At 61.9% G+C, this 26,414-nt stretch carries 28 protein-coding genes; 11 read left to right on the plus strand and 17 right to left on the minus strand.

Annotation, left to right across the window (positions count from 1 at the left end):
• Positions 1–37: 37 nt before the first annotated feature.
• The 6 genes from NDJ82_RS17275 to NDJ82_RS17300 all read right to left on the minus strand — a co-directional run bounded on the left by NDJ82_RS17275 (position 38) and on the right by NDJ82_RS17300 (position 4,911).
• Entirely contained in the window at positions 38–808 is a 771-nt protein-coding gene (locus NDJ82_RS17275; RefSeq protein ID WP_191948207.1) for an SDR family oxidoreductase, read from the minus strand.
• Positions 801–1,601, minus strand: a complete 801-nt coding sequence (locus tag NDJ82_RS17280; RefSeq protein ID WP_250925940.1) for an SDR family NAD(P)-dependent oxidoreductase — start codon at positions 1,599–1,601, stop codon at positions 801–803. Before NDJ82_RS17280 ends, NDJ82_RS17275 begins: the two co-directional genes overlap by 8 nt.
• Entirely contained in the window at positions 1,594–2,415 is an 822-nt protein-coding gene (locus tag NDJ82_RS17285; protein WP_250925941.1) for a molybdenum cofactor biosynthesis F family protein, read from the minus strand. The genes NDJ82_RS17280 and NDJ82_RS17285 overlap by 8 nt, the downstream gene beginning before the upstream one ends.
• An 84-nt stretch (positions 2,416–2,499) precedes the next feature.
• Positions 2,500–3,159 (minus strand): response regulator transcription factor, encoded by a 660-nt coding sequence (locus NDJ82_RS17290; protein ID WP_250925942.1) that lies wholly within the window; start codon positions 3,157–3,159, stop codon positions 2,500–2,502.
• A 56-nt stretch (positions 3,160–3,215) separates the two neighbouring features.
• Positions 3,216–3,581, minus strand: a complete 366-nt coding sequence (locus tag NDJ82_RS17295; RefSeq protein ID WP_158878857.1) for a cupin domain-containing protein — start codon at positions 3,579–3,581, stop codon at positions 3,216–3,218.
• A gap of 31 nt (positions 3,582–3,612) precedes the next feature.
• Positions 3,613–4,911 (minus strand): NAD(P)/FAD-dependent oxidoreductase, encoded by a 1,299-nt coding sequence (locus tag NDJ82_RS17300; protein WP_099584497.1) that lies wholly within the window; start codon positions 4,909–4,911, stop codon positions 3,613–3,615.
• Between the two features lie 238 nt (positions 4,912–5,149).
• On the opposite strand from NDJ82_RS17300, the gene hpaR (NDJ82_RS17305) reads away from it, so the two are divergent.
• On the plus strand, positions 5,150–5,572 hold the full coding sequence (gene hpaR, locus NDJ82_RS17305; RefSeq protein WP_250925943.1) for a homoprotocatechuate degradation operon regulator HpaR: 423 nt from the start codon (positions 5,150–5,152) through the stop codon (positions 5,570–5,572).
• 88 nt (positions 5,573–5,660) lie between these two features.
• Here hpaR (NDJ82_RS17305) and hpaI read toward each other — a convergent pair whose 3' ends face one another.
• The 8 genes from hpaI to NDJ82_RS17345 all read right to left on the minus strand — a co-directional run bounded on the left by hpaI (position 5,661) and on the right by NDJ82_RS17345 (position 12,932).
• Positions 5,661–6,464 (minus strand): 4-hydroxy-2-oxoheptanedioate aldolase, encoded by an 804-nt coding sequence (gene hpaI, locus NDJ82_RS17310; RefSeq protein WP_112194650.1) that lies wholly within the window; start codon positions 6,462–6,464, stop codon positions 5,661–5,663.
• A 14-nt stretch (positions 6,465–6,478) separates the two neighbouring features.
• The gene (hpaH, locus tag NDJ82_RS17315; protein ID WP_250925944.1) at positions 6,479–7,282 is read right to left on the minus strand and encodes a 2-oxo-hept-4-ene-1,7-dioate hydratase; all 804 of its coding nucleotides are present in this window, start codon (positions 7,280–7,282) and stop codon (positions 6,479–6,481) included.
• A gap of 12 nt (positions 7,283–7,294) precedes the next feature.
• Positions 7,295–8,599 carry an MFS transporter gene (locus NDJ82_RS17320; protein WP_112194654.1) on the minus strand — a complete coding sequence of 435 codons (1,305 nt, stop codon included), beginning with the start codon at positions 8,597–8,599 and terminating at the stop codon, positions 7,295–7,297.
• Between the two features lie 52 nt (positions 8,600–8,651).
• Positions 8,652–9,044 carry a tautomerase family protein gene (locus NDJ82_RS17325; RefSeq protein WP_099584502.1) on the minus strand — a complete coding sequence of 131 codons (393 nt, stop codon included), beginning with the start codon at positions 9,042–9,044 and terminating at the stop codon, positions 8,652–8,654.
• A gap of 45 nt (positions 9,045–9,089) precedes the next feature.
• On the minus strand, positions 9,090–9,947 hold the full coding sequence (gene hpaD, locus NDJ82_RS17330; protein ID WP_112194656.1) for a 3,4-dihydroxyphenylacetate 2,3-dioxygenase: 858 nt from the start codon (positions 9,945–9,947) through the stop codon (positions 9,090–9,092).
• 76 nt (positions 9,948–10,023) lie between these two features.
• The gene (gene hpaE, locus NDJ82_RS17335; RefSeq protein ID WP_112194658.1) at positions 10,024–11,484 is read right to left on the minus strand and encodes a 5-carboxymethyl-2-hydroxymuconate semialdehyde dehydrogenase; all 1,461 of its coding nucleotides are present in this window, start codon (positions 11,482–11,484) and stop codon (positions 10,024–10,026) included.
• A 5-nt stretch (positions 11,485–11,489) separates the two neighbouring features.
• A complete protein-coding gene (locus NDJ82_RS17340; RefSeq protein WP_112194660.1) occupies positions 11,490–12,260 on the minus strand; it encodes a fumarylacetoacetate hydrolase family protein in 771 nt (256 codons plus the stop codon).
• 12 nt (positions 12,261–12,272) lie between these two features.
• A complete protein-coding gene (locus NDJ82_RS17345; RefSeq protein ID WP_158878853.1) occupies positions 12,273–12,932 on the minus strand; it encodes a fumarylacetoacetate hydrolase family protein in 660 nt (219 codons plus the stop codon).
• A gap of 178 nt (positions 12,933–13,110) precedes the next feature.
• Here NDJ82_RS17345 and hpaA point away from each other — a divergent pair, with 178 nt between their 5' ends.
• A complete protein-coding gene (hpaA, locus tag NDJ82_RS17350; protein WP_112194664.1) occupies positions 13,111–14,016 on the plus strand; it encodes a 4-hydroxyphenylacetate catabolism regulatory protein HpaA in 906 nt (301 codons plus the stop codon).
• A gap of 172 nt (positions 14,017–14,188) precedes the next feature.
• Positions 14,189–14,611 (plus strand): homoprotocatechuate degradation operon regulator HpaR, encoded by a 423-nt coding sequence (gene hpaR, locus NDJ82_RS17355; RefSeq protein WP_099584508.1) that lies wholly within the window; start codon positions 14,189–14,191, stop codon positions 14,609–14,611.
• Here hpaR (NDJ82_RS17355) and NDJ82_RS17360 read toward each other — a convergent pair.
• A complete protein-coding gene (locus tag NDJ82_RS17360; RefSeq protein WP_191948201.1) occupies positions 14,601–15,167 on the minus strand; it encodes a TetR/AcrR family transcriptional regulator in 567 nt (188 codons plus the stop codon). The genes hpaR (NDJ82_RS17355) and NDJ82_RS17360 overlap by 11 nt on opposite strands.
• A 145-nt stretch (positions 15,168–15,312) precedes the next feature.
• On the opposite strand from NDJ82_RS17360, the gene NDJ82_RS17365 reads away from it, so the two are divergent.
• Genes NDJ82_RS17365 through NDJ82_RS17375 form a run of 3 tightly spaced genes read left to right on the plus strand, consistent with a single transcriptional unit; the run spans position 15,313 to position 17,961 of the window.
• Entirely contained in the window at positions 15,313–16,098 is a 786-nt protein-coding gene (locus NDJ82_RS17365; RefSeq protein ID WP_099584509.1) for an SDR family NAD(P)-dependent oxidoreductase, read from the plus strand.
• Between the two features lie 45 nt (positions 16,099–16,143).
• Positions 16,144–17,145, plus strand: coding sequence for an NADP-dependent oxidoreductase (locus NDJ82_RS17370; protein WP_099584510.1), 1,002 nt, complete (start codon positions 16,144–16,146; stop codon positions 17,143–17,145).
• 36 nt (positions 17,146–17,181) lie between these two features.
• Positions 17,182–17,961 carry a FadR/GntR family transcriptional regulator gene (locus tag NDJ82_RS17375; RefSeq protein ID WP_158878851.1) on the plus strand — a complete coding sequence of 260 codons (780 nt, stop codon included), beginning with the start codon at positions 17,182–17,184 and terminating at the stop codon, positions 17,959–17,961.
• Here the strand turns inward: NDJ82_RS17375 and NDJ82_RS17380 are convergent.
• Together NDJ82_RS17380 and NDJ82_RS17385 are read right to left on the minus strand one after the other, a co-directional pair.
• The gene (locus NDJ82_RS17380) at positions 17,901–18,734 is read right to left on the minus strand and encodes an NAD-dependent epimerase/dehydratase family protein (RefSeq protein WP_250925945.1); all 834 of its coding nucleotides are present in this window, start codon (positions 18,732–18,734) and stop codon (positions 17,901–17,903) included. The two genes, NDJ82_RS17375 and NDJ82_RS17380, sit on opposite strands and share 61 nt — an antisense overlap.
• 86 nt (positions 18,735–18,820) lie before the next feature.
• Positions 18,821–19,546, minus strand: coding sequence for an oligogalacturonate-specific porin KdgM family protein (locus NDJ82_RS17385; protein ID WP_099584513.1), 726 nt, complete (start codon positions 19,544–19,546; stop codon positions 18,821–18,823).
• 360 nt (positions 19,547–19,906) lie between these two features.
• On the opposite strand from NDJ82_RS17385, the gene NDJ82_RS17390 reads away from it, so the two are divergent.
• The 5 genes from NDJ82_RS17390 (at position 19,907) to NDJ82_RS17410 (ending at position 26,403) form a co-directional block, all read left to right on the plus strand.
• Complete coding sequence (locus tag NDJ82_RS17390) at positions 19,907–21,061, plus strand: mandelate racemase family protein (RefSeq protein WP_099584514.1); 1,155 nt, start codon at positions 19,907–19,909, stop codon at positions 21,059–21,061.
• 72 nt (positions 21,062–21,133) lie between these two features.
• On the plus strand, positions 21,134–22,744 hold the full coding sequence (locus NDJ82_RS17395; protein ID WP_099584515.1) for an ABC transporter substrate-binding protein: 1,611 nt from the start codon (positions 21,134–21,136) through the stop codon (positions 22,742–22,744).
• Between the two features lie 45 nt (positions 22,745–22,789).
• Entirely contained in the window at positions 22,790–23,803 is a 1,014-nt protein-coding gene (locus NDJ82_RS17400; RefSeq protein WP_371929521.1) for an ABC transporter permease, read from the plus strand.
• Between the two features lie 39 nt (positions 23,804–23,842).
• Entirely contained in the window at positions 23,843–25,453 is a 1,611-nt protein-coding gene (locus NDJ82_RS17405) for an ABC transporter substrate-binding protein (protein ID WP_250925946.1), read from the plus strand.
• A 32-nt stretch (positions 25,454–25,485) separates the two neighbouring features.
• Complete coding sequence (locus NDJ82_RS17410) at positions 25,486–26,403, plus strand: ABC transporter permease (RefSeq protein ID WP_160385064.1); 918 nt, start codon at positions 25,486–25,488, stop codon at positions 26,401–26,403.
• Positions 26,404–26,414 lie beyond the last annotated feature (11 nt).

Consider the following 26,414-nt stretch of genomic DNA (forward strand, 5'->3'; position numbering starts at 1 on the left):
GAGCAAGCCCCCCCTCCCGCAGTTGACCCGGCAGCGGTTATTTCACCTCAGGCAACGTCGACCCGCCATCTACCACAATAGTCTGCCCGGTGATGTAAGCCGCCAGGTCGGATGCCAGGAACAGCATCGCCCCGGCAATATCCTCCGGCGCGCCGAGCCTTCCGAGTGGCACGCGGCTGGCGATGTCGGCGTTGACTTGCCCATCGCCCAGGTTGCCCATGGCCGGTGTGGCAATCATCCCAGGTTCCACGCCGTTGACTCGTACCCCATCGCCGGCCAGTTCCAGCGCTGCGCTGCGGATAAACCCGTTGACCCCAGCCTTTGACGCCGCGTAGTGACTGAGGCCCGGATAGGCCACCCGTGGCCCGGTGACCGATGAGGTGACCAGCACGCAGCCGCCGCCTTGACGCTGGAACATCGGCAAGGCGGCCTGGGTCAGCCAGAACAGCGCCGAGAGGTTGACCGCGAGTGTGCGTTCCAGCACGGCGGGGGTGATCTGGGCGAAGGGGGTCAAGGGGAAGTAGCCGGCGTTGTGCACCAGGATATCCAGGCGGCCCCAGTCCTGGTCTATGGCCTTGACGGCGTCGAACACGGCGGTGGTATTCGCCAGATCAAGTGCCATGGCTTCGACCCGGCAGCCCCGCACGCACAAGTCTTCGGCCAGTGCCTGGGCTTGCGCCAGGCGCAGGTCGGCGATCATCACGCGCGCGCCGCGCCATGCGAATGCCTCGACGATAGCCTGGCCGATGCCTTGGGCGCCGCCGGTGACCAGCACGGTTTTGCCGCTGAAATTCAAGTCTTCAGCCATGGGCGGTCTCCAGATGGGCATAGGCCAGCGTCGGTACGTCGACGATGCTCGAACCGCCGTCGGCGACCACGCTTGCGCCGGTGATGATCGAGGCATCGGGGCTGGCGAGGAAGCGGCACACCTTGGCGATTTCATCGGCGCTGGCGGGGCGGCGCAACGGCACGTCGGCGCAGACGCGGGCATAGGCTTGCGGCAAGGTGTCACCGTAAAAGTCCATCAACGGCAGCATCTCCTGATCGGCCATCGGCGTGGTCACCCAGCCTGGGCACACTGCGTTCACCCTGACTCCACGCGGCCCATAGTCCCGTGCCAACGAGCGGTTAAGCCCGAGCAGCGCATGCTTGGCGGTGGTGTAGCCGCAGACTTCAGGCCCGGCGGCCAGGGCGGCGATGGAGCCGAGCAGCACGATATTGCCGGCGTTTTCGATCAGCAGCGGCAGGCAGGCGCGGGCGCTGTAGAACGCGCTGTCCAGGTTGCTGTGCATGGCGGCTTCCCAGGTGGACGGGCTGGTTTGACTGGCGCTGCCGACGCCGTGCCCACCGGCACACGCCAGCAGCACGTCAAGTCGGCCATAGCGCGTGCGAATGTGCGCGATAAACCCTTCCCAGGTATCGGGGCAGGCCGCATCGCCGACCAGGACCAGGCCTCCGGTTTCCCCGGCCACCTGTTCCAACGGCTCGCGGCGCCGGCCGATCAGGACCAGGTTGGCCCCCTCGGCGGCGTACAACCGGGCGCAGGCGGCGCCAATGCCGGTACCTGCGCCGGTGATAACGACGGTGCGTGGGTCAGGCATCGGGATACTCCGTGCGGTTGAGCACTTGGCAATAGGAACTGACCGGAAAGTTCGACAGCTCAGCGAAGGACGCATCGGCATAGCCGAAAATCTTGCCGTCGCTGCGGTGCTGTTGCAGGTCGATCAAGACCAGGCCCAAGGTCGGGATGATTTTTTCGCGCCAGACAAACAGGTACAGCTCCTCGGCGATTTTGTAGTAGTGGCAGCGGTCGGTATCGCACAGGCCTTGCTCAACGCCCTTGATGCATTGCCAGGCGTAGAACTGATCGTTCAAGTAGATGTGCTCGTATACTTCGCTGGGGCTGTAGCGATACAGATTGCGCAAACCGGTCAGTTCCTGGGTTGGCGCGTGAGGGCAAATCCCGGGCTGCCAGGGTTGATCCAGGCTGCCGTGCAGGAAGTCCACCTCAACCGAGGTCAATGCCTTGCCGGTCAGGGCGCGGCTGTAGAGGCCTTCTTCAGTCTGCTCGCGGCGCGGCATGCGGCCGATCACGGCGGTGAACGACGCTGTGGCGGTGTCCAGCACCAGGCTGATCGACCACGCCTGGCCGGCTTCGTGCTTGATGAAGTCGACCAGATACAGCCCCGGCCGCACCGACGTGGCGCGGTAGGCAGCCGAACCGCTGGAATGTCCATCGGCGGCATGCCAGTGCAGCGCTTCGGTCTCGAAGCGGTGCTCGATCTGCCAGCCATTGGCGAAGTGCAGGGTGAAGGTCTTGCCGTTGAGGTCGGCGAGGTTGGGCAGGATGAACGCGTCAGGCGCGAAACCGTCGGCGAGGGCGCCTACGGTGATCCAGTCGGATGGGGTGGTCATAGCATGGCTCCGGTGAGTTGGATGGACAACCCGGAGCATGGGCTGGAGCCGCGCGCCCGCCTATCAACCGAATGGTTGAGCCCGCTATAGAAACAGTGCCGTCACCAGTTCGGTGCGGTTGCTCACGCCCGCCTTGCGGAACAGATGGATCAGGTGGGTCTTTATGGTGGGCAGGCCGATGTTCAGCTCCAGCGCCAGTTGCTTGTTGCTTGCGCCTTGCCGCAACAACCACGCGATCTGGCGTTCTTTGGGGGTGAAGGCAGCCAATGCATCGTCACAGGGCTGCATGTTGACCACCGCCATTTGCAGCAAGGCCTGCAAGGCATTGAGTTGCGCCAATTGGTCGAGGGTAAAGGCGCCTTGTGCGGCGGTGCGCAGTAACGAGATGGCGGCCTGGGGCTGGTCGGCGCGATGGGCGACAATTTCCACCACGTCGACCACTCCGTAACGCGCCAGAAAGTCCCGATAGCGGCGGCTGTCACGCAGGGGTTGCCGGGCCATGGCCAGACCCAGCGGGACCACGGCCAGCCCGGTGGACAGGCAATTGCGCGGTTGCAACGGGTCGAACTGTCGGTAGTTGTCCAGGTAGTCGCGGTGCATCTCGCCACTCATGCCGTGCAGCCGGAAGTCGCGGGCTTGAAGCTGGCGGTCGACACAATAGAACGCCGCCTGGCTGGCGGGCACGAGCTGGGTGAACGCCTGCAGGCAATGGCCGGCGACTTCCTGAGCGGGGATGGCGTGCATGGTCGGTCACCTGCGCCGGAGAAAACGCTGCCGACCGAAGCCGGCAGCCAGAACCATCAGACAACTGCGAAATAATGCTTCACAAAACTCTCGCTCACAACCTCCCACAGCACCGCCGTGCCCTTGGTCACGAACCAGCTGTCGCCGGCCTTGTAGCGGGTGCTCTGGCCGGTGCTTTCATCGGTCAACACCACTTCGCCGGTGACCACGGTGGCCTGTTCCGCGAATGGGTAGACCATGCGGAACTTGCCTTGGGTGGTGCCGAAATAGGCACTGCTGACCGCGTCGGTCGGTGCGCCAAAGGTCATTTTGCCAAAGGCGTTGACTTCGCCTTCAAGGATTTCGGAACCGAGGTCGGCAACAGTGCCCCAGGCATCGAGGTCGGATAATTGGATGTCTTTCTTGAGCGTGGTAATGGGCATGGCAGTTCTCCTGAGAATGAAACGGTGGGCATCAACGACGACCGTTGAAGTAACCCGACAGTTGATGAAGGCTTTTGCCGGCGGTCAGCAGCAGTGGGCGGATATGGTCCTTGCCCAGGATCTGCGCATGCTTGACCGAGCTGATCAGGTCGTAGCGCGATGAGCCCTCGCTCATGCCTTCGGCCAGGACCTTGCAGATGATGTGGCTGGGCGTGACGCCAAAGCCGGCGTAACCCTGCACGTAAAAGGCATTCGGGCGGCCGCTGAGGGTGCCGATCTGCGGAAACAGGTTGGCCCCGGTCGCCATCGGGCCGCCCCAGGCCAGGTCGATCTTCACGTCCTTGAGGTACGGGAAAATCTTCAGCATCAGGTTGCGGTTCCAGGCCTTGAGGTCCAGCGGGATGTGCTCGACAAACGGCGTGGCGGCGCCAAACAGCAGGCGGTTTTCGTTGGTGACGCGGTAGTAGTCGATCACCGGGCGAATGTCGCTGTAGGCGCCGCGTATCGGGCTGATGCGCTGGATCATCTCGTCCGACAGCGGTTCGGTCATCAACTGGAAGGCGTAGGTGTTGACGGTGGTCTTGTGCAGCTCGGGTTCGAGTTTGTTGAGGAAACTGTCACAGGCCCACAGCAATTTGGACGCCTTGACCGAGCCGCGCCCGGTGCGCACGGTGATGCGCTCGCCATAACTCACTTCCAGCGCCGGGCTGTGCTCATAGATGCGCACGCCATGGCCGGCCAGCGCCTTGGCTTCGCCCAGCAGCAGGTTGAGCGAGTGCACATGCCCGCCGCCCATGTGCAGCAACGCGCTGGTATAGGCGTCGGAACCAATGATCTGCTTGACCTCGGAGCCGCCCAGAAAGCGGATTTCATCCTGGGTATTGATCGACTTGAAGTCTTTCTCCCAGGCGCGCAGGGTTTTTTCCTGGCGGGCGTTGAAGCCCATGTAGCCGTAGCCGTGGCAGAAGTCGGCGTCGATCGCGTATTTGGCGATGCGGTCCTTGATGATGCCGGCGCCCAGCTCGCTGATTTCAAAGATCTGGCGCAGGCCTTCGTCGCCCACTTGTTGCTTGATCTTTTCCAGGTCATGGCCGATCCCCGCCATGATCTGCCCGCCGTTGCGGCCCGTGCCGCCAAAGCCCAGGTAGCGCGCTTCGAGCACCACAATGTTGGTGATGCCTTTTTCAGCAAGTTCCAGGGCGGTGTTGATGCCGGAGAAACCGCCACCAATCACTACCACGTCGGCTTCCACGTCCTGTTCAAGGGTCGGGAAGCTGAGGTTGTATTTCTTGGTGGCCGAGTAGTAGGTCGGCGTTTCGATATTGATCATGGCGCAGCCTGGAAAAGTGAAGGGAAACTCACTGCAGAGCCGATAAACAGCTCTGTGCCTGTTGGGGTGTATTAACTGCCTTCCGAGCGGTAGGTGTCTTGATTCTGTGTGCCGCCGGTCTTGACCGTGGCTGCCAATGTCACCCATGGATCCCGCACGGCGGTAAAGCTGCACACGGCGACTGATGGCCAATGCTAGAATGTTGTTAATCTGTTAACTAATTGCGACGCCAGTGCCCATGCCCAAACCGCGCCAATCCTTGACCCTTACTTTGCTCCATGCGCGTGAAGCCGCCATGGGTTTTTTTCGTCCGTCCCTTAACCAGCACGGGTTGACCGAGCAGCAATGGCGGGTCATTCGCATCCTGAGCCAGCACGATGAGCTGGAGATCAATCGTCTGGCAGAGCTGGCGTGCATCCTCAAACCAAGCATGACGGGTGTGCTGGTGCGCATGGAGGCGGCAGGGATGGTTGAGCGGCGCAAAGCGCAGCAGGATCAGCGGCGGGTGCTGGTGCGGTTGGCCGAGAAGGGGCAGGCCTGTTTCGCTTCGATGAGCCAATGTATGGAGGCCAATTATCAGCGTTTGCAGGCCGGGTTCGGCGAGGAGAAGTTGCAGGCGCTGCTGACGTTGCTCAATGAGCTCAAAACCCTGAAGCGCTGATAACCGATCTCCCTATGTGGGAGGGTGCAAGCCCCCTCCCACATTTGGACTGATATTCGGCTCTAAGGCCTCGGTGACCTTCGCATCGTCAATAGATAGCACCGGCGGTGCTTGCGGGCGCCGGTGCATCTTTGAACGCCGCCGCCAGGCTTTGCAGTCCACGCATCAGCACCGTAGTGTCCACGCCTACCGCCACAAACGCGGCACCCAGTTCGATGTAACGCCGGGCCAATGCCTGATCGGCGCTGAGAATACCGGCGGCTTTCCCCGCTTGGCGGATGCGCGCGATGGCGTCTTCAATCGCCGCCTGCACTTCAGGGTGACCGGGGTTGCCGCGATAACCCATTGAGGCGCTGAGGTCAGCAGGGCCAATAAACACCCCATCCACGCCCTCTACCGCCGCAATCGCATCCAGATTGGCCAGGCCTTCGCGGCTTTCGATCTGCACCAGCAGGCACATCTGCTCGTCGGCTTTGTCGAGGTAACCGGCAATGCTGTTCCAGCGCGACGCCCGTGCCAGCGCGCTGCCGACGCCGCGCACGCCGTTGGGCGGGTAGTGGATCGCTTTGACCAGTTCCCGGGCTTGCGTGGCGCTTTCCACCATCGGCACCAGCAACGTCTGTACGCCGATGTCGAGCACTTGCTTGATCAGCGCGGTGTCGCCGATGACCGGGCGAATCACCGGATGGCTGGGGTAGGGCGCCACGGCCTGGAGCTGACCGAGCATGCCGCGCAGGTCGTTGGGGGCGTGTTCGCCGTCGATCAACAGCCAGTCGAAGCCGGCGTTGGCGGCCAGTTCCGCGCAGTAGGCATCGGACAATCCCAGCCACAGGCCAATCTGCGGTTCGCCGCTGTGCAGGCGTTGCTTGAAGGTGTTGATAGGCATATCCATCGAGCAATCTCCGGTTAAACGAAACGGCAGGCGATCGAGCCCAGCATGTCGTAGTCGACATGGAAGGTATCGCCAGGGTTGGCCGCCACCGGCCGGGTGAAGGAGCCACCGAGGATGATTTGCCCAGGTTGCAGAGTCACGTCATAGGCGGCGAGTTTATTGGCGAGCCAGGCCACGCCTTTGGCGGGGTGATTGAGCACAGCGGCCGACACGCCGGACTCTTCGATCACGCCATTGCGGTAGAGCACTGCGGGCACTTTGCGCAGGTCGATTTCGGTGGGGCGCACGGCGCGTCCGCCCATGACCACGCCAGCGTTGGCAGCGTTGTCGGAGATGGTGTCGAACACCTTGCGCGTGGCATTGGTATGCGGGTCGATCTGCTGGATGCGGGCGTCGATGATTTCCAGCGCCGGGATCACCCACTCGGTGGCGTCCAGTACATCAAACACCGTCACGTTCGGCCCTTTGAGCGGTTTGCCCAGGATGAACGCCAATTCCACTTCGACCCGCGGCACGATAAAACGCTCGAAGGGAATATCGGTGCCCTCATCGAAGAACATGTCATCGAGCAGCGCGCCGTAATCCGGCTCGGTGATGTTGGATGACACCTGCATGGCGCGGGAAGTCAGGCCGATCTTGTGGCCGACCAGCTTGCGCCCGTCCTTGATCTTCTGGGCGACCCAGGCGCGCTGGATCGCGTAGGCGTCTTCGATGGTGATCGCCGGGTGCTCCAGGGAAAACTGGCGCACCTGTTCCCGTGACCGTTCGGCCTGGTCGAGGCGGGCGGCGGCTAGCTGGATAAGCTGTTGATCAAGCATGACAAGGGTCTCTCAGTGAGGGTTGACGATGGCGGCCTGGGTGCGCAGCACCAGCAAACCACCGAGTGCAATCAGCAGCGCCAGGGCGTAAAGGGCCAGGCTGGCGCTGTGGGTGGTGTCGCGCATCCAGCCGATCAGGTAGGGCGCGAAAAAGGACGCGATGCTGCCGAAGGAGCTGATCAAGGCAATGCCGGCGGCCTGGGTGGTGTTGGACAGGAACGCCGGCGGCAACTGCCAGAACATCGGCAACGCCGCGCTGGCGCCCATGCCGGCGAGGATCAGGCCGCCCAGCACCAGGACCGGATTGGCGGGGGCGAGCCCGGCGATGGCAATGCCGGCGGCCGCCATCAGCAAGGGCACGCACAGGTGCCAGCGGCGTTCACGCTGGCGATCCGACGAACGCCCGCAACCGATCATGAAAAAGCAGCCCGCCAGGTAGGGCACCGCGCTGAGCAGCCCGACCTTGCCGTCGCTGCCGACGCCGGCGCCGTGGATCAGCGTCGGCATCCAGAACGCCAGGGTGTTGACCGCCAACATCACCGCGAAATACACCGCCACCAGCAGCCACACTTGCGGGTTGCGCAGAATCGCGGAAAACGAGGTGATGGATTTGCGCTGTTCCTCGGTGTGCAGTTGCTCGCGCAATTGTTGTTTTTGCCCAGGCGTCAGCCAGGTGACGGTTTCGAAACTGTCCGGCAGGCACTTGAGTACCACCAGCCCGAGCAGGATGACCGGCGCGCCCTCGATGACAAACATCCACTGCCAGCCGCGCAGGCCGCCCAGGTCATGAAAATGCTCAAGGATGCCGCCCGACAGCGGCCCGCCAACCACCCCGGCCATGGGCACGGCAATCGCAAACAGCGCGGTGACTTGCGCACGTCGACCGGCGGGATACCAGCGGTTCAAGAACACCAGAATGCCAGGGAAGAAACCTGCCTCGGCCACCCCGAGCAAGAAGCGCAGCACATAGAAGCCCGTGGCGCTGTCGACCATGAACATGCAGGTCGACAATGCGCCCCACACCACCATCAGTGTGGCGATCCAACGCCTCGGGCCGACACGGTCCAAGGCCATGTTGCTCGGCACGCCGAACAGCGCGTAGGCGACGAAAAACAGACCGGCGCCGAAGCCGTAGACCGTGTCGCTGAAATTCAGGTCGGCGCTCATTTGCATCTTGGCAAAGCCGATATTGATGCGGTCGAGGTGGGCGAAGAGGTAGCAGATCAGCAACAGCGGCATCAGCCGCCAGGTGATGGTGCCGTGGGTGCGGTCGCGGGCGACGCTGCCGAGGCTGTCGGCGGTATTGGCTGTGCTCATGGTTTTATACTTTTTGTCTGAGAAGGCCGATGGCGTGAGCAGGCGGGGCGTGCTAGCCCACCTGCGCCTTGAGGAAGGCGTGCACGTTGTTCTGCTTGAAGTTGAGCTGCTCGTGCAGTTCGATCATTTCAAACGACAAGGCCAGCAGGCGTTGGGCCTGAAGCGCGGCAAAGTGCCCGGTGATCACCTCGAAGAGCTGTTCGGCGACCTTCTGCCGGGTTGCCAGGTCGCGACCGTGGCCGACTTTGAGAGTCATGTGCACGAAGGCGTAGTCGTGCTTGCCATCGGCCATGCGCCAGGTGTCCAGACGCACGCCACGGCTGCGGATGCCGCCCAGCGGGAATACGCCGCTGTCGCCCAGGGTGGCGTGGACTTTTTCAAACAGGCCGGGCAAGTCCGCCTGCTGTTCGATGTTGTCGGTGTATTCAGCGATGAAATGGGGCATGAACGGCTCCTTCAGGCCACACGGCGACACCGTGCGGCCATACGGTCAAACAGGGAAAACAGCGTTGATCTGCCCGGTGCCCGAGCTGCCAAACGGCGCGGTGATGATCTCGGCAGGCTTGTCATAATCCGGCCCGCCAAGCAGCCCGAGGAGCATTGCGGTGTCGTGCATCTTGCCTTCGCCAAAGCAGTGTTCGGCATAGTCCGGCAGCATGGCGCAGAACTCTTTCCAGCGGCCCTGGCGCCAGAGTTCCACCACATGCAGGTCGACCTGTTTGTCGAATTCCCGCGTCCAGTTATGGATATTGGCTTCGGCATTGCGGTCGTCGGAGAACCGGTGCGACAGAGAACCCGAGGCTAGCACCACGACTTTGCGGTCGCTCTTTTCGATGGCCCGGCGCACGGCGGCGCCAAAGGTGAAGCTGTCTTGCAGGCGATGCCAGGCGCACCAGGCGGCGATCGACACGACATTGAATTTCTGATCTTCAGGCACGCCCATGTGCATGTAGCGCATCGGCACCAGCGTGCCGTATTCCAGCTCCAGGCTGGGGATGTTGTGGGCCAGGGTGCGCACGTCGGCGGCGTTGGCTTCGGCGGCGATCAGTTCGCCCAGCTCCGGGCAGCCTGGGTATTCGTAGTCCATGTTTTTGATGAAGTGCGGCAGCTCGTTGCTGGTGTAGGTGCCCTTGAAGTGCTCGCCGCTGTTGACGTGATAGGCGCTATTGACCAGCCAGTGCACATCGAACACCACGGCGGTATCGGCGCCCAGTTCGCGGGCGCGGCGCCCGATTTCCTTGTGGCCGGCAATCGCCGCTTCACGGCAGCCGTGGTGCTTGCCGGGCAGCTCCGACAAATACATCGAGGGTACGTGGCAGATTTTCGCAGCCAGGACGACTTCGCCCATGATGATTCTCCTGAATAATTATTCTTGTCTTGGGGGCTTCGGGTGATGAGGGAGCAAGCTCCCTCGCCGGTCTAAATCAGACGCCCCAGCGTGGAATGTGATGGCTGCCCATCGAGATGCACACGTTCTTGATCTCGGCGAACACCTCGAAGCTGTATTGGCCGCCTTCACGGCCGGTGCCGGAGCCTTTCACGCCACCGAACGGCTGGCGCAGGTCGCGTACGTTCTGGCTGTTGATGAACACCATGCCGGCTTCGATGCCGTAGGCCAGACGATGCGCCTTGCCGATGTCCTGGGTCCAGATGTACGACGCCAGGCCATACTCGGTTTCGTTGGCCAGCTTGAGGGCTTCGGCTTCGTCCTTGAAGGGAATCAGGCACACCACCGGGCCGAAGATTTCTTCCTGGGCAATGCGCATGCTGTTGCTCACGTCAGCGAACACCGTCGGCTGGATAAACTGGCCTTTGCTCAAGTGCGCCGGCAAGTTGGCCGGGCGTTCCAGGCCGCCGGCGAGGAGGGTGGCGCCTTCTTCAAGGCCGATCTTGATGTAGCCGGTGACCTTGTCGTAGTGGGCTTGGGTGATCATCGAGCCGACTTGGGTTTTCGGGTCTTGCGGGTCGCCGACGATCAAGCGTTTGGCGCGGGCGGCAAACTCGGCGACGAACTGCGGGTACACGCTTTCCTGGATAAAAATCCGGCTGCCGGCGGTGCAGCGTTCGCCATTGAGCGAGAAGATCGTGAACAGTGCCGCGTCGAGTGCGCGTTCCAGGTCGGCGTCTTCAAAGATCAGCACCGGCGACTTGCCGCCCAGTTCCATGGAGTACTTTTTCAGGCCGGCGGTCTGCATGATCTTCTTGCCGGTGGCGGTGCCGCCGGTGAAGGAAATAGCACGCACATCCGGGTGACGCACCAACGCATCACCGGCCGTGGCGCCGTAGCCCTGGATCACGTTCAACACGCCGTTGGGAATGCCGGCTTCCACAGCCAGGCGCCCCAGTTCGTTGGCGGTCAATGGCGACAGTTCGGACATTTTCAGCACGGCGGTATTGCCCAGCGCCAGGCATGGCGCGGTCTTCCAGGTGGCCGTCATGAACGGCACATTCCACGGCGACACCAGCGCGCAGACACCCACCGGTTGGTACAGGGTGTAGTTGAGCATCTGGTCGTCGACCGGGTAGCTGTGGCCGTCCATGCGCGTGCAGACTTCGGCGAAGAAATCGAAGTTGTGCGAAGCGCGGGGGATCAACACGTTTTTGGTCTGGTGGATTGGCAGGCCGGTGTCGAGGGTTTCCAGCTCGGCCAGGTGCGGCACGTTCTGTTCGATCAGTTCACCCAGCTTGCGCATCAGGCGCGCACGTTCTTTGGCCGGCGTGCCTGCCCACTTCGGAAAGGCTTCCTTGGCGGCGGCTACGGCCTGGGCCACTTCTTCGGCGCCGCCGCTGGCGACTTCACCGATGGCGTCGCCGGTGGCCGGGTTGTAGTTGACGAACACGTCTTTGCTTTCGACCTCACGGCCGTTGATCCAGTGTTTGATCATGCTGCTCAAGCCTCTTTACGGGCGCTGAAGAACGCCGCTTCGCTGACAATTCGATTGACCAGGCGGCCGACGCCTTCGACTTCCACCACCACTTCATCACCGGGCACCACGTCTGCCAGGCCTTCCGGCGTGCCGGTGGCGATCATGTCGCCGGGCTGCAAGGTCATGAAGCTGGACAGGTATTCGATCAGGTAAGGGATGTCGAAAATCATGTCCTTGGTGCTGCCTTCCTGGCGCAGTTCACCGTTGATCCAGGTGCGCAGGGTCAGGTTGCTCGGGTCTGGCACGTCGGCCACGTCGACGATCCACGGACCGACCGGCGTGGTGGCGTCGCGGTTTTTCACGCGCAGGTTGGGGCGGTAGTAGTTTTCCAGGTAGTCGCGGATCGCGTAGTCGTTGCACACCGTGTAGCCCGCCACGTAGTCCAGCGCGTCTGCGCGTTTGACGTTGCGTGCCGGTTTGCCGATGACGGCCACCAGTTCGCACTCGTAGTGCATGTAGGCGACGTTGTCCGGGCGCCAGGTCACCTGGTTGTGGCCGGTGTAGGTGCCTGGCGACTTGATGAAAGCCAGCGGCTCGGTCGGTGGCTTGAACGCCAACTCGGCGGCGTGATCGGCGTAGTTCAAGCCCAGGGCAAACATGCTGCCGGTGGCCGGTGGCAGCCATTGCACTTGATCTTCGGCCAGCAGGCGACCATCGGCCAGGCGCACGGCGTTGTGGTCTTCGACGTGGGCGAGGTGGATCTGGCCTTCAAACTGGATACGGGCGTGTTTCATGGAAGCTCCTGTTTACTCGGCCACGACGTGGTTGACGAGGCGGCCCAAACCGCTGATTTCGACTTCGACGGTGTCACCCGGCTGCACATCGACGCGACCTTCCGGTGTGCCGGTGATCAGCACGTCGCCGGCGTGCAGGGTCATGAACTCGCTGATTTCGGCGATCAGCAACGCAATGCTGCGCACGAAGTTGGCCGTGGTGTTGTGCTGGCGAATCTCGCCGTTGACGTACAGCGTGATTGCCAGGCTGTGCGGGTCGGCGACCTGGGCGGTGGGTACCAACTCTGGCCCGATGGCGCAGAAACCATCCCGGCATTTGGCTTTGACGGCGGGGCGGTAGTAGCTGTCTTCCGGCAGGCTGAATTCATTGATGATGGTAAATCCGGCGACGTAATCGAGCGCGTCGGCCTGGCTGACGCGGCTGGCACTCTTGGCCATCACCACCCCCAAGGCCGGGCCGGGTTGCAAGCGTTCGCCCTGGCCTGGGTGCACAACGTTGGCGCCGTGCTGGTTGCGCGTATTGGGCGTCTTGATAAACAGCACCGGCTTGACCGGAGGCTTCTGGTACGGCGGTTGTTCGAATTCGGCGAGGTGCTGTTTCAGCAACCCCTGGTAGTTCAGCGCGACCCCAAAAAGGGTGCCCGTCGCGACGTCATGCAAGGCGCGGCTCATGCGTTCTCCTGGCAGAGCCATGGGGCCCTGTATTTCGTTAATGTGTTAACAGTTATAATTAAGATGTTAACTATCGTCAAGCGTGGCACACTCTCGATGCGGTGGTTGTGCGGCCCGAATCGATGCAGGATGAGCGTGGCAGCACCCCGCCAATCAGAATAAAAACGAGTAGCGTGCGATGACCGATCGGCAACCCATCCCGAACATCAACATTGGCCAGGTGTACGACCAGCGCTACAGCGACGCGCAGGTCCATTACGACCGGCTGGCCAACCTGGCGGGGTTTTTCGGGCGCAATATGCCGGTCCACCGCCACGACCGGTTCTTCCAGGTGCACTACGTGAAAAGCGGCACGGTGCGCGTCTATCTGGATGACCAGCAGTACGTCGAGTCGGGGCCGATGTTCTTTCTCACGCCGCCTACCGTGCCGCACGCCTTTGTGACTGAGGCCGACAGCGACGGGCATGTGTTGACGGTGCGTCAGCAACTGGTCTGGCAACTGATTGATGCCGACCCCAGCCTCGCGCCAGCGGGCGCGCAACTGCCGGCCGCGTGTGTGGCGCTGGCGCAGTTGGGGCCGCACTACACGAGTGAAATCCGCCGCCTGGATTTTTTGTTCGAGGCACTCAGCGAAGAGGTCGAGGCCCCGCGTCCAGGGCACAGTGCGGCCCTGGACAGCCTGACGCGCTTGATCATGATCAGCCTGTTGCGGTTGTGCTCCCACTCGCTCAAAGCCACGCCGGCGCGGCATGAAGACTTGAGGATTTTCCACCGTTTCAACGAGTTGATTGAAGCGCACTACCAGCAGCACTGGCCGTTGTCGCGGTATGCGCAAGGCATCGGGGTGACCGAGGCACGGCTCAACGATGTGTGCCGGCGTATCGCCGACCTGCCGTCCAAGCGCCTGATCCTGGAGCGGCTCATGCAGGAGGCCAAGCGGCTGCTGATGTTCACGGGCAGCTCCGCCAATGAAATCTGCTACCAGCTCGGCTTCAAGGACCCGGCCTATTTCAGTCGGTTTTTCCAGCGCTACGCAGAGCTCACTCCGGGGGAGTACCGCCAGCGGCAATTGGGTTTGCGTTGAGCCAGGCATGGGGGAGTGCGCCTTGGTCTTGTTGATCTTGTACGGATCAGCATGACCAGCTCAGCGGTGGGACAGAATGGCTTTTACACGGAACCGATTGCACTTTTCACAGGCTTGCACCTGCTGGCCCGCGACACTAAGCTGCCGACTCGCCCCTCCAACTGGTGCCGATATGGCCAACCCCCGTCCGTCGCTGACCCTGACCCTGCTGCAAGCGCGTGAAGCCGCAATGGCTTTTTTCCGACCAGCGCTGAACCAGCACGAACTGACCGAACAACAGTGGCGAGTCATTCGCATACTGCACCAGCAGGGTGAACTCGAAAGCCATCAACTGGCCCAGCAGGCGTGCATTCTCAAGCCGAGCATGACCGGCGTGCTCAGCCGCCTGGAGCGTGATGGCCTGGTGCGTCGGCAGAAGTCCAGCCAGGACCAGCGCCGCGTGTTCGTCGACCTGACCGAACGTGGCCAGCAGTGCTTCGTCTCCATGAGTGCGGGCATGGAAAGCAACTACCAGAAAATCGAGGCGCAGTTTGGCGCGGAGAAAATGGAGCAATTGCTGGGCTTGCTCAATGAGCTGAAAAATATCAAGCCTTGAGGGTTGATTCGTCAGCGAGCAACGCCCTGCGGCAAACCTCCAGGATTTCATCCGCCAATGGCGAGTCGTCAGGGCAGGCGCGGGATAACACAATGGCGCCGATGGCATGGGCGAACCGGTTGATCATCTGTGCCCGAACGTCCTCATCCTGCCCGCCAGCGTCCTGTTGAAGGGCGGCCAGCGCGTTGTCGATGCCTTCGGCGAACGTCGCCTTGACCGTTTCTGACTGGCGCGCGGCATCCCCGCACAGGGCCGACATCGTGCAACCCTGGCCGGGCGCATCCCGGTGCTCCCTGGACACGTAACGATTGAAGAACTCATCGGCGCCAAGCCCCGCGCTGTCGGTCAGCGATTGGCACAGCCCGCTGGCGGCAGCTTCAGCCATCAAGTCGGCCTTTGACCCGAAGTGCTTGTAGAACCCGCCATGGGTGAATCCGGCTTCGGCCATCAGGTCGGCCACGCCGACGCCGTCATAACCGCGCTCGCGGAATAACCGGGAGGCCGTTTCGACGATGTGCGCCCGGTTTAACTGCACTTGTGCCTTGCTGACCCTCATACCCTGACCCTCGCTGCTGACCACTGTTTTCTGCGCCTTACTATACATTGATGTCGATCAGCATCAAAACCATTGACGAATAAGATTATGATCGACATCATAAAGGCCGTCCCACCTAATCGTTGTTAACCTAGAGAGCACAGCCATGACGAACGCTTCTTCTATCCTGATCACCGGCGCGTCCAGCGGTATTGGCGCCACCTACGCCGAGCGCTTTGCCCAGCGCGGCCACGACCTGGTGCTGGTTGCCCGCGACAAGGCGCGGCTGGACACCCTGGCTGCGCGCTTGCGTCAGGAACATGGCGTGGCGGTGGATGTGCTGCAGGCCGATCTCACTCAGCAAGCGGACCTGGCTGTTGTTGAAGCACGCCTGCGCGATGACACGCGCATCGGCGTGCTGATAAACAACGCAGGCGCCGCCCAAACGGGAGACTTCATGGCACAGACAGGCGAAAGCATCGAGCAACTGATCGCGCTGAACGTCACCTCGCTGACGCGGCTCGCCCGGGCAATTGCCCCGAGATTGGCAGAGGCCGGCGAAGGCGCCATCGTGAATATCGGCTCGGTGGTCGGCCTGGCACCGGAGTTGGGAATGACGCTGTATGGCGCGACCAAGGCGTTCGTGCAATTCCTGTCCCAGGGCATGAGCCTGGAACTTTCCGGCAAGGGCGTTTATGTACAGGCAGTACTGCCGGCAGCCACTCGCACGGAAATCTGGGAACGCTCGGGCATCGACATCAACACGCTGCCGGAGGTCATGGAGGTGGGCGAGCTGGTGGATGCCGCACTGATCGGCTTCGACCGCCGCGAACTCGTGACCATACCGCCGCTGCATGACGCGGCGCGCTGGGACAGCCTCCAGTCTGCGCGTCAGGGGTTGCTGTCGGAACTGCGTCAGGCCCACGCCGCCGAGCGCTATCGTCCTCAATAATGTGCAATCGCGTACCGCCGACTTACTCCGTACAGAGCTGATCCCATGAAGGCATTTTTCATCGAACGCTACAAAGACCCTGGTCGGATCGGCCAGTTGCCCGAGCCTGAAGTGCGGGATAACGAGGTGCTGGTGCAGGTGCATGCCGCCAGCATCAACCTGTTGGATGCCAAGATCAGAAAGGGCGAGTTCAAGCTGATCCTGCCGTATCGGTTCCCGCTGGTGCTGGGCAATGACTTGGCGGGTGTGGTCGTGCGGACAGGGGCCAAGGTCAAGCGCTTCAAGCCGGGCGACGAGGTCTATGCGCGGCCTCATGACGAGCGCATCGGCACCTTCGCCGAGCGGGTCTGCGTGAGGGAAGATGCGTTGGCATTCAAGCCCGGCAACCTCGACATGACGCAGGCGGCAGCGCTGCCGCTGGTCAGCTTGACCGCGTGGCAGGTGCTGGTGGAAACCGCCCAGCTCAAAAAAGGCCAGAAGGTGCTGATTCATGCAGGCTCGGGCGGTGTGGGCACGATCGCGATTCAACTAGCCAAGCACTTGGGCGCGTTTGTGGCGACGACCACCAGTACGCGCAATGTCGAATGGGTCAAGGCTTTGGGGGCGGACCTGGTCATCGATTACCAGAAGCAGGCATTCGATAGTGTCCTGCAAGGCTATGACGTGGTCCTCAACAGCCTGGGCGCAGACGTACTGGCGAAATCGCTCAAAGTCCTCAAGCCCGGCGGACGGCTCATTTCCATCGCTGGCCCGCCGACACCACAGTTTGCCCAGGAGCAAGGCTTGTCCTGGGTCTTGAAGCGCGTCATGGGTCTATTGAGCTACGGCATTCGACGCAAAGCGCGTCAATGCGGGGTCAGCTACTCATTCGTGTTCATGCGGGCCAATGGCGAGCAACTGCGTGAGATCACCGCACTGGTGGAGTCGGGTGCGATCAAGCCGGTGGTGGACCGCACCTTCGCGTTTGAGTCGACAGCAGAGGCGTTGGCCTATGTGGAGACGGGGCGGGCTAAAGGGAAGGTTGTCGTACAACTGAATGCGCTATGATGGGCATTCATTCGCCAACCGAGATACCCGTTCTTGATGGACAACCCGAACGTCCAGCCCACCGTTCGCCGCCGGCACCGCAGCCTGGCTGAAGAACTGGTCACCGAGCTTTCCCGGCGCATCTGCACCGGGGAACTTGCGCGCGCAACCAAACTGCCTACCGAATCCGAAGTGATGGCCGAACACGGCGTGAGTCGCACCGTGGTGCGTGAGGCCATCTCGCGTCTGCAAGCTTCTGGCCTGGTGGAAACCCGGCACGGCGTCGGCACGTTTGTGAAGGATATTCCCAGCCCCAGCGGGTTTCGGATCGACCCGGACACCATCGTCACCCTGCAGGACGTGCTGGCGGTGCTGGAGCTGCGCATCTGCCTGGAAGTGGAGGCGGCCGGCCTGGCCTGTGTGGGCCGCACCGACCAGCAATTGCAGGTGATGCGCGACTCACTGGATGCGCTGAATTCGCGGGCGGTGAGTGCCGATTACGCGGTGACGGCAGACTTCCAGTTTCACCAGCAGATCGCGTTGGCCACCGGCAATCGCTATTTCACCGACATCATGTTGCACCTCGGGGTCAACATCCTGCCGCGTACACGCTTGCACTCAAAGCGCTTGGCCAACGCCAATAAAGAGCCCTACCTGGAGCGTCTGAGCCGCGAGCACGAGGACATCTACAAAGCCATTTTGCGCCGCGACGCAGACGCCGCTCGCGCCGCTATGCGCCTGCATCTGTCCAACAGTCGCGAACGTATGCGCCGGGCCTATGAAGCGGCGGCCGCCGAATTGTCGAACGGCCCCGCTGCGGTGAACGCGCCGCCTTGAAGCCCGGCGCCGGGTTCATCCGCCGCCGGTTGCGGTTGCTGCTCGACCTTGGCGCGAAACTGCTCCGAGCTGTCCTGCGGCGCAAAGCCCAGGTGCTCGGCATGCCGATTGCTCCACCAGCGCTCCTTATTGTCTGAAACGCCATATACCACACTGTGCCCTACGTCCTTGGCCAGCAGGGCGCGCGCTACCAGATGATCGAGGTCCGCATAGCTCAGCCAGGTGTGCAGCATCCGTCGGTTACGCGGTTCGGGGAACGACGAGCCGATGCGCAAGCTCACGGTTTCAATCCCGTAGCGATGGAAATAGAACGCCGCCAGGTCTTCGCCGTAAGCCTTGGAGAGCGCGTAGTAACCATCCGGGCGGCGCTGTGCGTGCACATCCAGTTCCACGTCCTGGGGGTAAAAACCGGTGACGTGGTTGGAGCTGGCGAACACAATCCGCTTGACCCCCTGTTGCCGCGCCGCCTCGTAAATATGGAAGGTGCCGCGAATATTGGCGTCGAGAATCTCCTCGAACGGCCGCTCCACTGAAATCCCGCCCAGGTGCACGATCGCGTCAACGCCATCGACCAGCGCCGCCACGGCAGCCTTGTCGGCCAGGTTGCACTGGATCACTTCGTCGTGTGCGCCCGCGCTGGGCGCCATGGCGCTGATGTCCGAGGCGCGCACGATGTGGGCGTGGGCCTGCAGGGTTTCGCGCAGGATCTGCCCCAGGCCGCCGGCGGCGCCGGTGAGCAGAATGCGGGTGAAGGGTTTGGGCTGTGTGGTCATGGTCAGGTCTTCCTTTGAGCGCTGAAGGCATAGGCGTTGCCTGGCGAGCGATGCGCGTTCGCCAGGCAAGTCGCGGGGAGGGGGCGTTACATGAAGTTGTATTGGATGCCCAGGCGCCACCGCGCCTGGCGGTCCTCAGTGGTGGAATTGACCTTCACATCACCAATCTCCATGAATGGGGCCCATTCCTTGGTGAGCTTGTATTTGACGATCAGGTTCTGTTCGTAGTCGCTCTTCTTGTTGTCGTAGCGGATGTAGTCAGTCTTGAAGTAGATGAACTGATATTCGTACGCCCACTTACTGGCCGGCGTGTAGCCGAGCCAGCCTTCGAAACGATGGGTGGTCTGGTCATCCTTGATGTGGTCAGGCAGGTCTTCATTGACCTGGTCGCGGTCCAGTTTCTTGGTGTCCAGGCGATAGCGCGTGGCGGCGTAGAAGGCATCGTTGATCTTGTAGTTGTACTTGAGACCCAGCTTGTAGGTGGTCGAGTCCTTCGAGCTGTCCATCTGGAACGCCGGGGTCAACGTCGATTGCGGGCTGAGCTTGTAGTTGTAGCTCACAGTGAACTCATGCCCGTTGTTGACCATGTTGTCGTAGGCCACATCTTCACGGTCCCCGGCCGTGCGGTATTTCATTTCCGCTTCAAAACCCAGGCCACTGTCCAGGCGGTAGTTGAGCTTGATTCGGTCAGCGTGGGCGCTGTCTTCCTCAGTGAACTGGTGGCGGTAGTTGATGCTGGCAGAGTCAGCGCTGACATACAGCGGCAGGCCGAGGGCCAGGGCAGTAACGAGCGTGCGTAGGGTGGTGTTCATACGGTCTTCTTTTTTTGTTTTTGTTAGGGTCGTTTGACGGTTGCTACGGCGATGCGTTGTTGCGTGTGGCTCTCATCTAAGGTGCCGATATACGTTATCGTACGACAAGATGACTCGTCTAGCGGTTATCGGTCGTTTTGAAACACTTTGAAACATATGTGCCCTATGAATAGGTCTTTACAGCAACCGCTGTTATTCCTTGGTTGTCTTTAAAAATAGGGGTTTTACGGTGTTTTGCGGGAAATTCACGTTGAGGTGGGGCAGGTTATTGGGTCTTTTCAAGTGTTGTACGATGACCTATGATCGGTCGCAACAGACGACATTCCTGTCTCAAATCCAATAAGAAGGCTTAAGACGTCCATGAGAATCACAGCAGTCAACGTCCAGGTGTTTTCCTACCCGACCCGCCGCGCAGTCGACAGCGCCGGCCATGCCCACCCCGGTGATGTCACCCAGGCGCAGATGGCTTTGCTGCGCATCCAGACTGAAGACGGCCAGGAAGGTTTTGCGTTCGGCGCCCCTGAATTGATCCGCCCGTATGTGCTGGATGGGTTCGTGCGCAAAGTGCTGGTGGGGCAGAACGCCTTTGATCGCGAAAAGATCTGGCAGGACCTCGCCCATTGGCAGCGTGGCAGTGCCAGCCAACTGACCGACCGCGCCTTGGCTCTGGTTGAGCAGGCGCTGTGGGATTGGGCAGGGCGCAAACTCGGCGTGCCGGTGCACAAGTTGATTGGTGGTTTCCGCGACAAGGTGCCGGCCTACGGCTCGACCATGTGTGGCGACGAGCTGCCGGGCGGCCTCGCTACCCCCGAAGATTACGGGCGCTTCGCCGAGACCCTGGTGCAGCGCGGCTACAAGGCCATCAAGCTGCACACCTGGATGCCGCCGGTGTCCTTCGCGCCGAGCCCGCGCATCGACGTCAAAGCCTGCGCGGCCGTGCGTGAAGCGGTTGGCCCGGACATCGCGCTGATGCTCGACGGTTACCACTGGTACAGCCGCACCGAGGCGCTGTACATCGGTCGCGAGCTGGAGAAACTCGACTTCGCCTGGTTCGAAGAACCGATGATGGAAGAGTCCGCCGAGTCCTATGCCTGGCTCGCAGGGCAGCTGGATATTCCGGTGCTTGGCCCGGAAACCCTGTCCGGCAAACACCTGGCCCGCGCCAGTTGGGTGAAGCACGATGTGTGCGATATCTTGCGTGCCGGTGTTGCGGGCGTCGGCGGCATTGCGCCGTGCCTGAAGGTCGCGCACCTGGCCGAATCGTTTGGCATGGATTGCGAAATTCACGGCAACGGCGCTGCCAACCTGGCGGTGGTCGGCGCGATCAAGAACTGCACCTGGTATGAGCGTGGCCTGTTGCACCCGTACCTGGACTACGACGAAGTACCGGCCTACCTCAATCGCCTGGTGGACCCGATGGACAACGATGGGTTTGTGCACCTGTCCGACGCGCCGGGCCTGGGCGAAGACATCAATTTCAACTACATCGAGACCAATACGCTCAAGAGCTTCTGACGTGTAAACGGTCAGTTCGGCATACGTTGAGCTGGCCGAGAGCCCTATAAATATAAAAAAGGCACTCTCGCTATGAACATATTCCCTTCGCTGTGGGCGCGGGTATTCGTTGCCGCCCTGGCCGTTACCGCCGTACCTGCAAGCTTTGCCAAAACCCCGGCCGATCAACTGATCGTCGGCATGAGCATGATCAATCTGCTGTCCCTCGACCCGGCGGCCGCCACCGGCCTGGACGTGTCGGAAATCAACGCCAACCTGTATGACATGTTGCTGGTGCAGGACGTCGCCCAGCCAGATCGCCTGGTACCAGCGCTGGCCGAGCGCTGGCAGGTCAGTGAAGACCGCAAGACCCTGACCTTCAACCTGCGCAGTGGGGTGAAGTTCCAGTCCGGCAATGACTTGAGCGCCGAAGACGTCGCCTGGTCGCTGCACCGGGTGCTCAAGCTCAACCTCGCGCTGGCCTCCACCTGGAAGGCCTACGGGTTCACCGCCGAAAACGTCGAGCGCTACATGCGCGCCACGGATGCCAATACGTTCGTGATCGAACTGCCACGGCCGACCGATCCGCTGCTGGTGCTCAACACCCTGGCGACCTCGCCGAGTGCGTTCATCCTCGACCGCAAAAAAGTCCTCGAACACCAGAAAGGCAGCGACATGGGCGCCGCCTGGCTGGTGACCCACGCGGCCGGCAGCGGTGCATTTGTGCTCAATGACTGGCGCGCCAACGATGTCATCCTGATGACCCGCTTCGACGGTTACTGGGGCGGCCCGGCCAAGCTCAAGCGCATCGTGATGCGCAACATGACCGAGTCGCAGTCGTTGCGCCTGATGATCGAGCGCGGCGACCTGGACATTGCCAAAGGTATGTCGGCGCCGGACATCGAAGCCCTGCAAAAAAGTGACAAGGTGCGCACCCAGACCCTGCAACGTGGCACCTTGTATTACGTGGCCCTGAGTGTGAAGCAGCCGATGTTCGCCGATGCGCGTGTGCGCAAGGCCGTGCGTTCGCTGATCGATTACCAGGGCATCAACCAGACGGTCATGCCTCATTACGGCGTGATCAACCAGCGGCCGATGCCGTTGGGTCTGGCGGCGCGCCTGCCGGATCCCGGCTACAAACTCAACGTCGAGCAGGCCAAGGCCTGGCTGGCTGAAGCCGGTTACCCGAACGGCTTCAAGACCACCATTCGCGTGCTGGCCGAACCGCCCTTCATCAACATTGCCTCCAACCTGCAATCGACCCTGGCCCAGGCCGGTATCGAAGCCAGCATCATTACCGGCACCGGTAACCAGATCTACGGCGCCATGCGCGAGCGCACCTTCGACATCATCGTCGGTCGCGGCGGTGGCGGGGCGGAGCGTCATCCCCATTCCAGCCTGCGCACCCTGGTGTACAACCCGGATAACCGCGACGAAGCCAAACTGACCAACTTCCAGGGCTGGCGCACCTCGTTCTACAGCCCTGAACTGAACCAGTTGATTGAGCATGCAGAAGTTGAACCGGATGCCGACAAACAGCTGACGCAGTACCGCGAGATCCAGGCGCAGGTCGATCAGCAGGTCGGGGCCATTTTGCCGGTCTCGCAGATGACCGACACCGTGGTGGTGTACACCGACGTGGCCGACTTCCAGGGCCATACCGCTGCGACCACGCGCTACAAAGACGTCTACAAAAAGCGCTGATCGATTTACCAGGAGCTCACTATGTTTGTTATGACTGCCTCTGTCATGGGCGCTCGCGCTTCCAATACCCTACGGCGCGCCAGCACCGTGTTGGTGACGCTGCTCGGCCTGTTGGCGCTGACCTTTATCATCGGCCGGGTCATGCCGCTTGACCCCGTGCTGGCGGTAGTCGGGCCGGACGCCGACAGCTCCACCTACGACCAGGTGTACCGGTCGATGGGCCTCGACAAGCCGATCTGGACCCAGTTCGGCCTTTACCTCAATGACCTGCTCCACGGTGATTTCGGCAATGCGCTGCTCACCGGCCACCCAGTGCTGGATGACATCCTGCGCGTGTTCCCGGCGACCATCGAACTGGCCACGTTGGCGATCCTGTTCGGCGTGCTGATCGGCTTGCCGCTGGGCGTGTGTGCGGCGAGCAATCAAGGTCGGCTCGGTGACCACGTGGCGCGGGTGATCACCCTGTTCGGTTATTCCACGCCGATTTTCTGGCTGGGCATGATGGGCCTGCTGGTGTTCTACGCCTGGCTCGGCTGGGCTGGCGGCGCGGGGCGCATCGACCTGGCCTACGACGGCATGGTGCCCGAGGTTACCGGCCTGTTGCTGATCGACACCTCACTCGCCCGCGACTGGGATGCCTTCGCCAGCGCTCTGCGGCATATCGTGTTACCGGCGCTGATCCTGGGCCTGAACTCGGTGGCGTACATCAGCCGCATGACCCGCAGTTTCATGCTGGAGCAGTTGTCCCAGGAGTACATCATCACGGCACGGGTCAAGGGTTTGTCCCGGCGCCAAGTGGTGTGGGGGCATGCATTTCGCAACATCCTCGTGCAGTTGCTCACCGTGGTTGCGCTGGCCTACGGCTCGCTGCTCGAAGGTGCGGTGCTGATCGAAACCGTGTTCGCCTGGCCGGGGTTCGGCCAATACCTCACCAGCAGCCTGATGCTCGGTGACATGAACGCGGTGATGGGCTGCGTGCTAGTGATCGGCCTGATTTTCGTCGCGCTCAACCTGATCAGCGATGCCTTGTACAAGGTGTTCGATCCGCGCACTCGTTAAGGCGCTACGCAAAAAAACTATAAAAAGAAGGATTCTTTAATGACGACTGTATTTTCGAAACTGCACCTCGGCCTGCTGACCGCCATCCTCGCCCTCGGCCCGATGACCCTGGCCAGCGCCAAGACCCCGGCCGATCAACTGATCGTCGGCATGAGCATGGTCAACCTGTTCTCCATCGACCCGGCCAACGCGCCCGGCCTGGATGCGTCCGGCGTCAATGCCAACCTTTACGACACGCTGATCAAGCGTGACCAGGGCAACCCGGAAAAACACCTGCCGCAACTGGCCGAACGCTGGGACATCAGCGAGGACGGCAAGCAGGTGACGTTTCATCTGCGCCAGGACGTGAAATTCCATTCGGGCAACCCGCTGACCGCCGAAGATGTGGCGTGGTCGCTGTACCGCGTGATGAAGCTCAACTTCGGCCTGGCGACCACCTGGAAAGCCTACGGCTACAGCGTCGACAACATTCAGGCGCTGATCCGCGCCACGGATGCCCACACCCTGGTGGTCGACCTGCCGCAGACCATGGACCCCTTGTTGTTGGTGGACTCCCTGGCGATCTCGCCCAGTGCCGTGATCGTGGACCGCAAGACCGCCCTGGCCCATGAAAAAAGCGGTGACCTCGGCGCCGGTTGGCTGGTGACGAACGAGGCGGGCAGCGGCCCCTTCGTGCTGACCAAGTGGAGCGCCAACGACTCGCTGCTGCTGACCCGTTTCGATGGCTACTGGGGCGGCGCGGCCAAGCTCAAGCGCGTGGTGGTGCGGCACATGACCGAATCCCAGTCCCTGCGCCTGATGCTCGAACGCGGCGATCTGGATCTGGCCTACGGCATGGCCGCACCGGACATTCGCGCCATCGACGGCTCGGACAAGATCCAGGTGCAGTCGCTGCCACGCGGCACCATGTACTACGTCGCCATGAGCATGAAGCAGCCGGAATTCGCCAAGCCCAAGGTGCGCGAAGCGGTGCGCAACCTGATCGACTACAAAGGCCTGGACCAACAAGTGATGCCGTATTACGGCAAGCTCAACCAGCAGCCGATGCAGTTGGGCCTGGAAGCGCGGCTGCCGGATCCCGGCTATCACATGGACGTGGCCAAGGCGAAAGCCCTGCTGGCAGAGGCCGGTTACCCCGAGGGCTTCAACACCACCATTCGCACGCTGTCGGAGCCGCCGTTCATTGATATCGCTGCGCGCTTGCAAGCCACGCTGGCCGAAGGCGGGATCAAGGCCAGTATCGTCACCGGTACCGGCAACCAGGTGTACGGCGCGATGCGCGCGCGCAATTTCGAGATCATCGTGGCCCGTGGCGCCGAGCGTTACCCGCACCCGTATTTCAGCCTGCGCACCTTTGCCTACAACCCCAACAACAGCGATGACGCCGGCCTGCCGAACTTCCAGGGCTGGCGCGCTTCGTTTTTCAACCCGCAGATCAACAGCCTGATCGACCAGGCTGGCGTGACGCGTGATTCGGCGCAGCGGGTCAGCCTGTACCACCAGGCGCAGAACCTCTACGACCAGCAAGTGGGGCCGATCCTGATGATTTCGCAGATGACCGACACCGTGGTCAGCGCTGCCGACGTCAAGGGTTTCACCGGTGACGATGCCGAGGCCACCCGTTACCTGGGTGTCTACAAGCAGCGTTGAGTGCTTCCAGAATTCACACAGAGAAGATGCTTATGAATGCCAATCTGTCTTCCATCGAATCGGCGACGAAGCGCCCGGTGGATCGCTCGCCAGGCTCCAGCTTCGATGCTTTTTGCAAGAGTGGCCTGCGGGTGTTGCGTCACCTGTTGCGCAACCCCATGACCCTGGCAGGCCTGCTGGTGGCGCTGCTGTTGGTGGTCGTCGCGGCCTTTGCGCCGTGGATCGCCACCCACGATCCGGTGGCGCAGAATCTTGCCAATGCCTTGCAGGCACCGGGCTCGGCGCATTGGTTCGGCACCGATGAATATGGCCGGGACATCTTCAGCCGGCTGGTCTACGGCTCGCGGATCACGCTGTACATCATCGGTCTGGTGACGGTGATTGTGGGGCCGATCGGGTTGTTTATCGGCACCGTATCGGGCTACTTCGGTGGCGCGGTCGACACCGTGTTCATGCGCCTGACCGACATCTTCATCTCCTTCCCCAGCCTGGTCCTGGCCCTGGCCTTTATCGCGGCGCTCGGCCCTGGCCTGGAACATGCGGTGGTGGCGATAGCCTTGACCTCCTGGCCACCGATTGCGCGGCTGGCGCGGGCTGAAACCCTGTCCTTGCGTAACGCTGATTTCGTCGTCGCGGTGGAGCTGCAAGGCGCCTCGCCGGCGCGGATTATCCTGCGCCATATCGTGCCGATGTGCCTGTCCTCGGTGATCATCCGCCTGACCATGAACATGGCGGGGATCATCCTCACCGCTGCGGCACTGGGCTTTCTAGGCCTGGGCGCCCAGGCGCCGCTGCCGGAGTGGGGCGCAATGATCTCCACTGGCCGCCGCTACATGCTCGAATGCTGGTGGCTGGTGGCGGTGCCAGGGGCGGCGATCATGCTGGTCAGCCTGGCTTTCAACCTGTTGGGCGATGGCCTGCGGGACATCCTTGATCCGCGCAGCGAATAATCGGAGGAACA

This window comes from Pseudomonas sp. SR18, from assembly GCF_023701505.1.
In the GTDB taxonomy this organism is placed as follows: domain Bacteria; phylum Pseudomonadota; class Gammaproteobacteria; order Pseudomonadales; family Pseudomonadaceae; genus Aquipseudomonas; species Aquipseudomonas cyclaminis.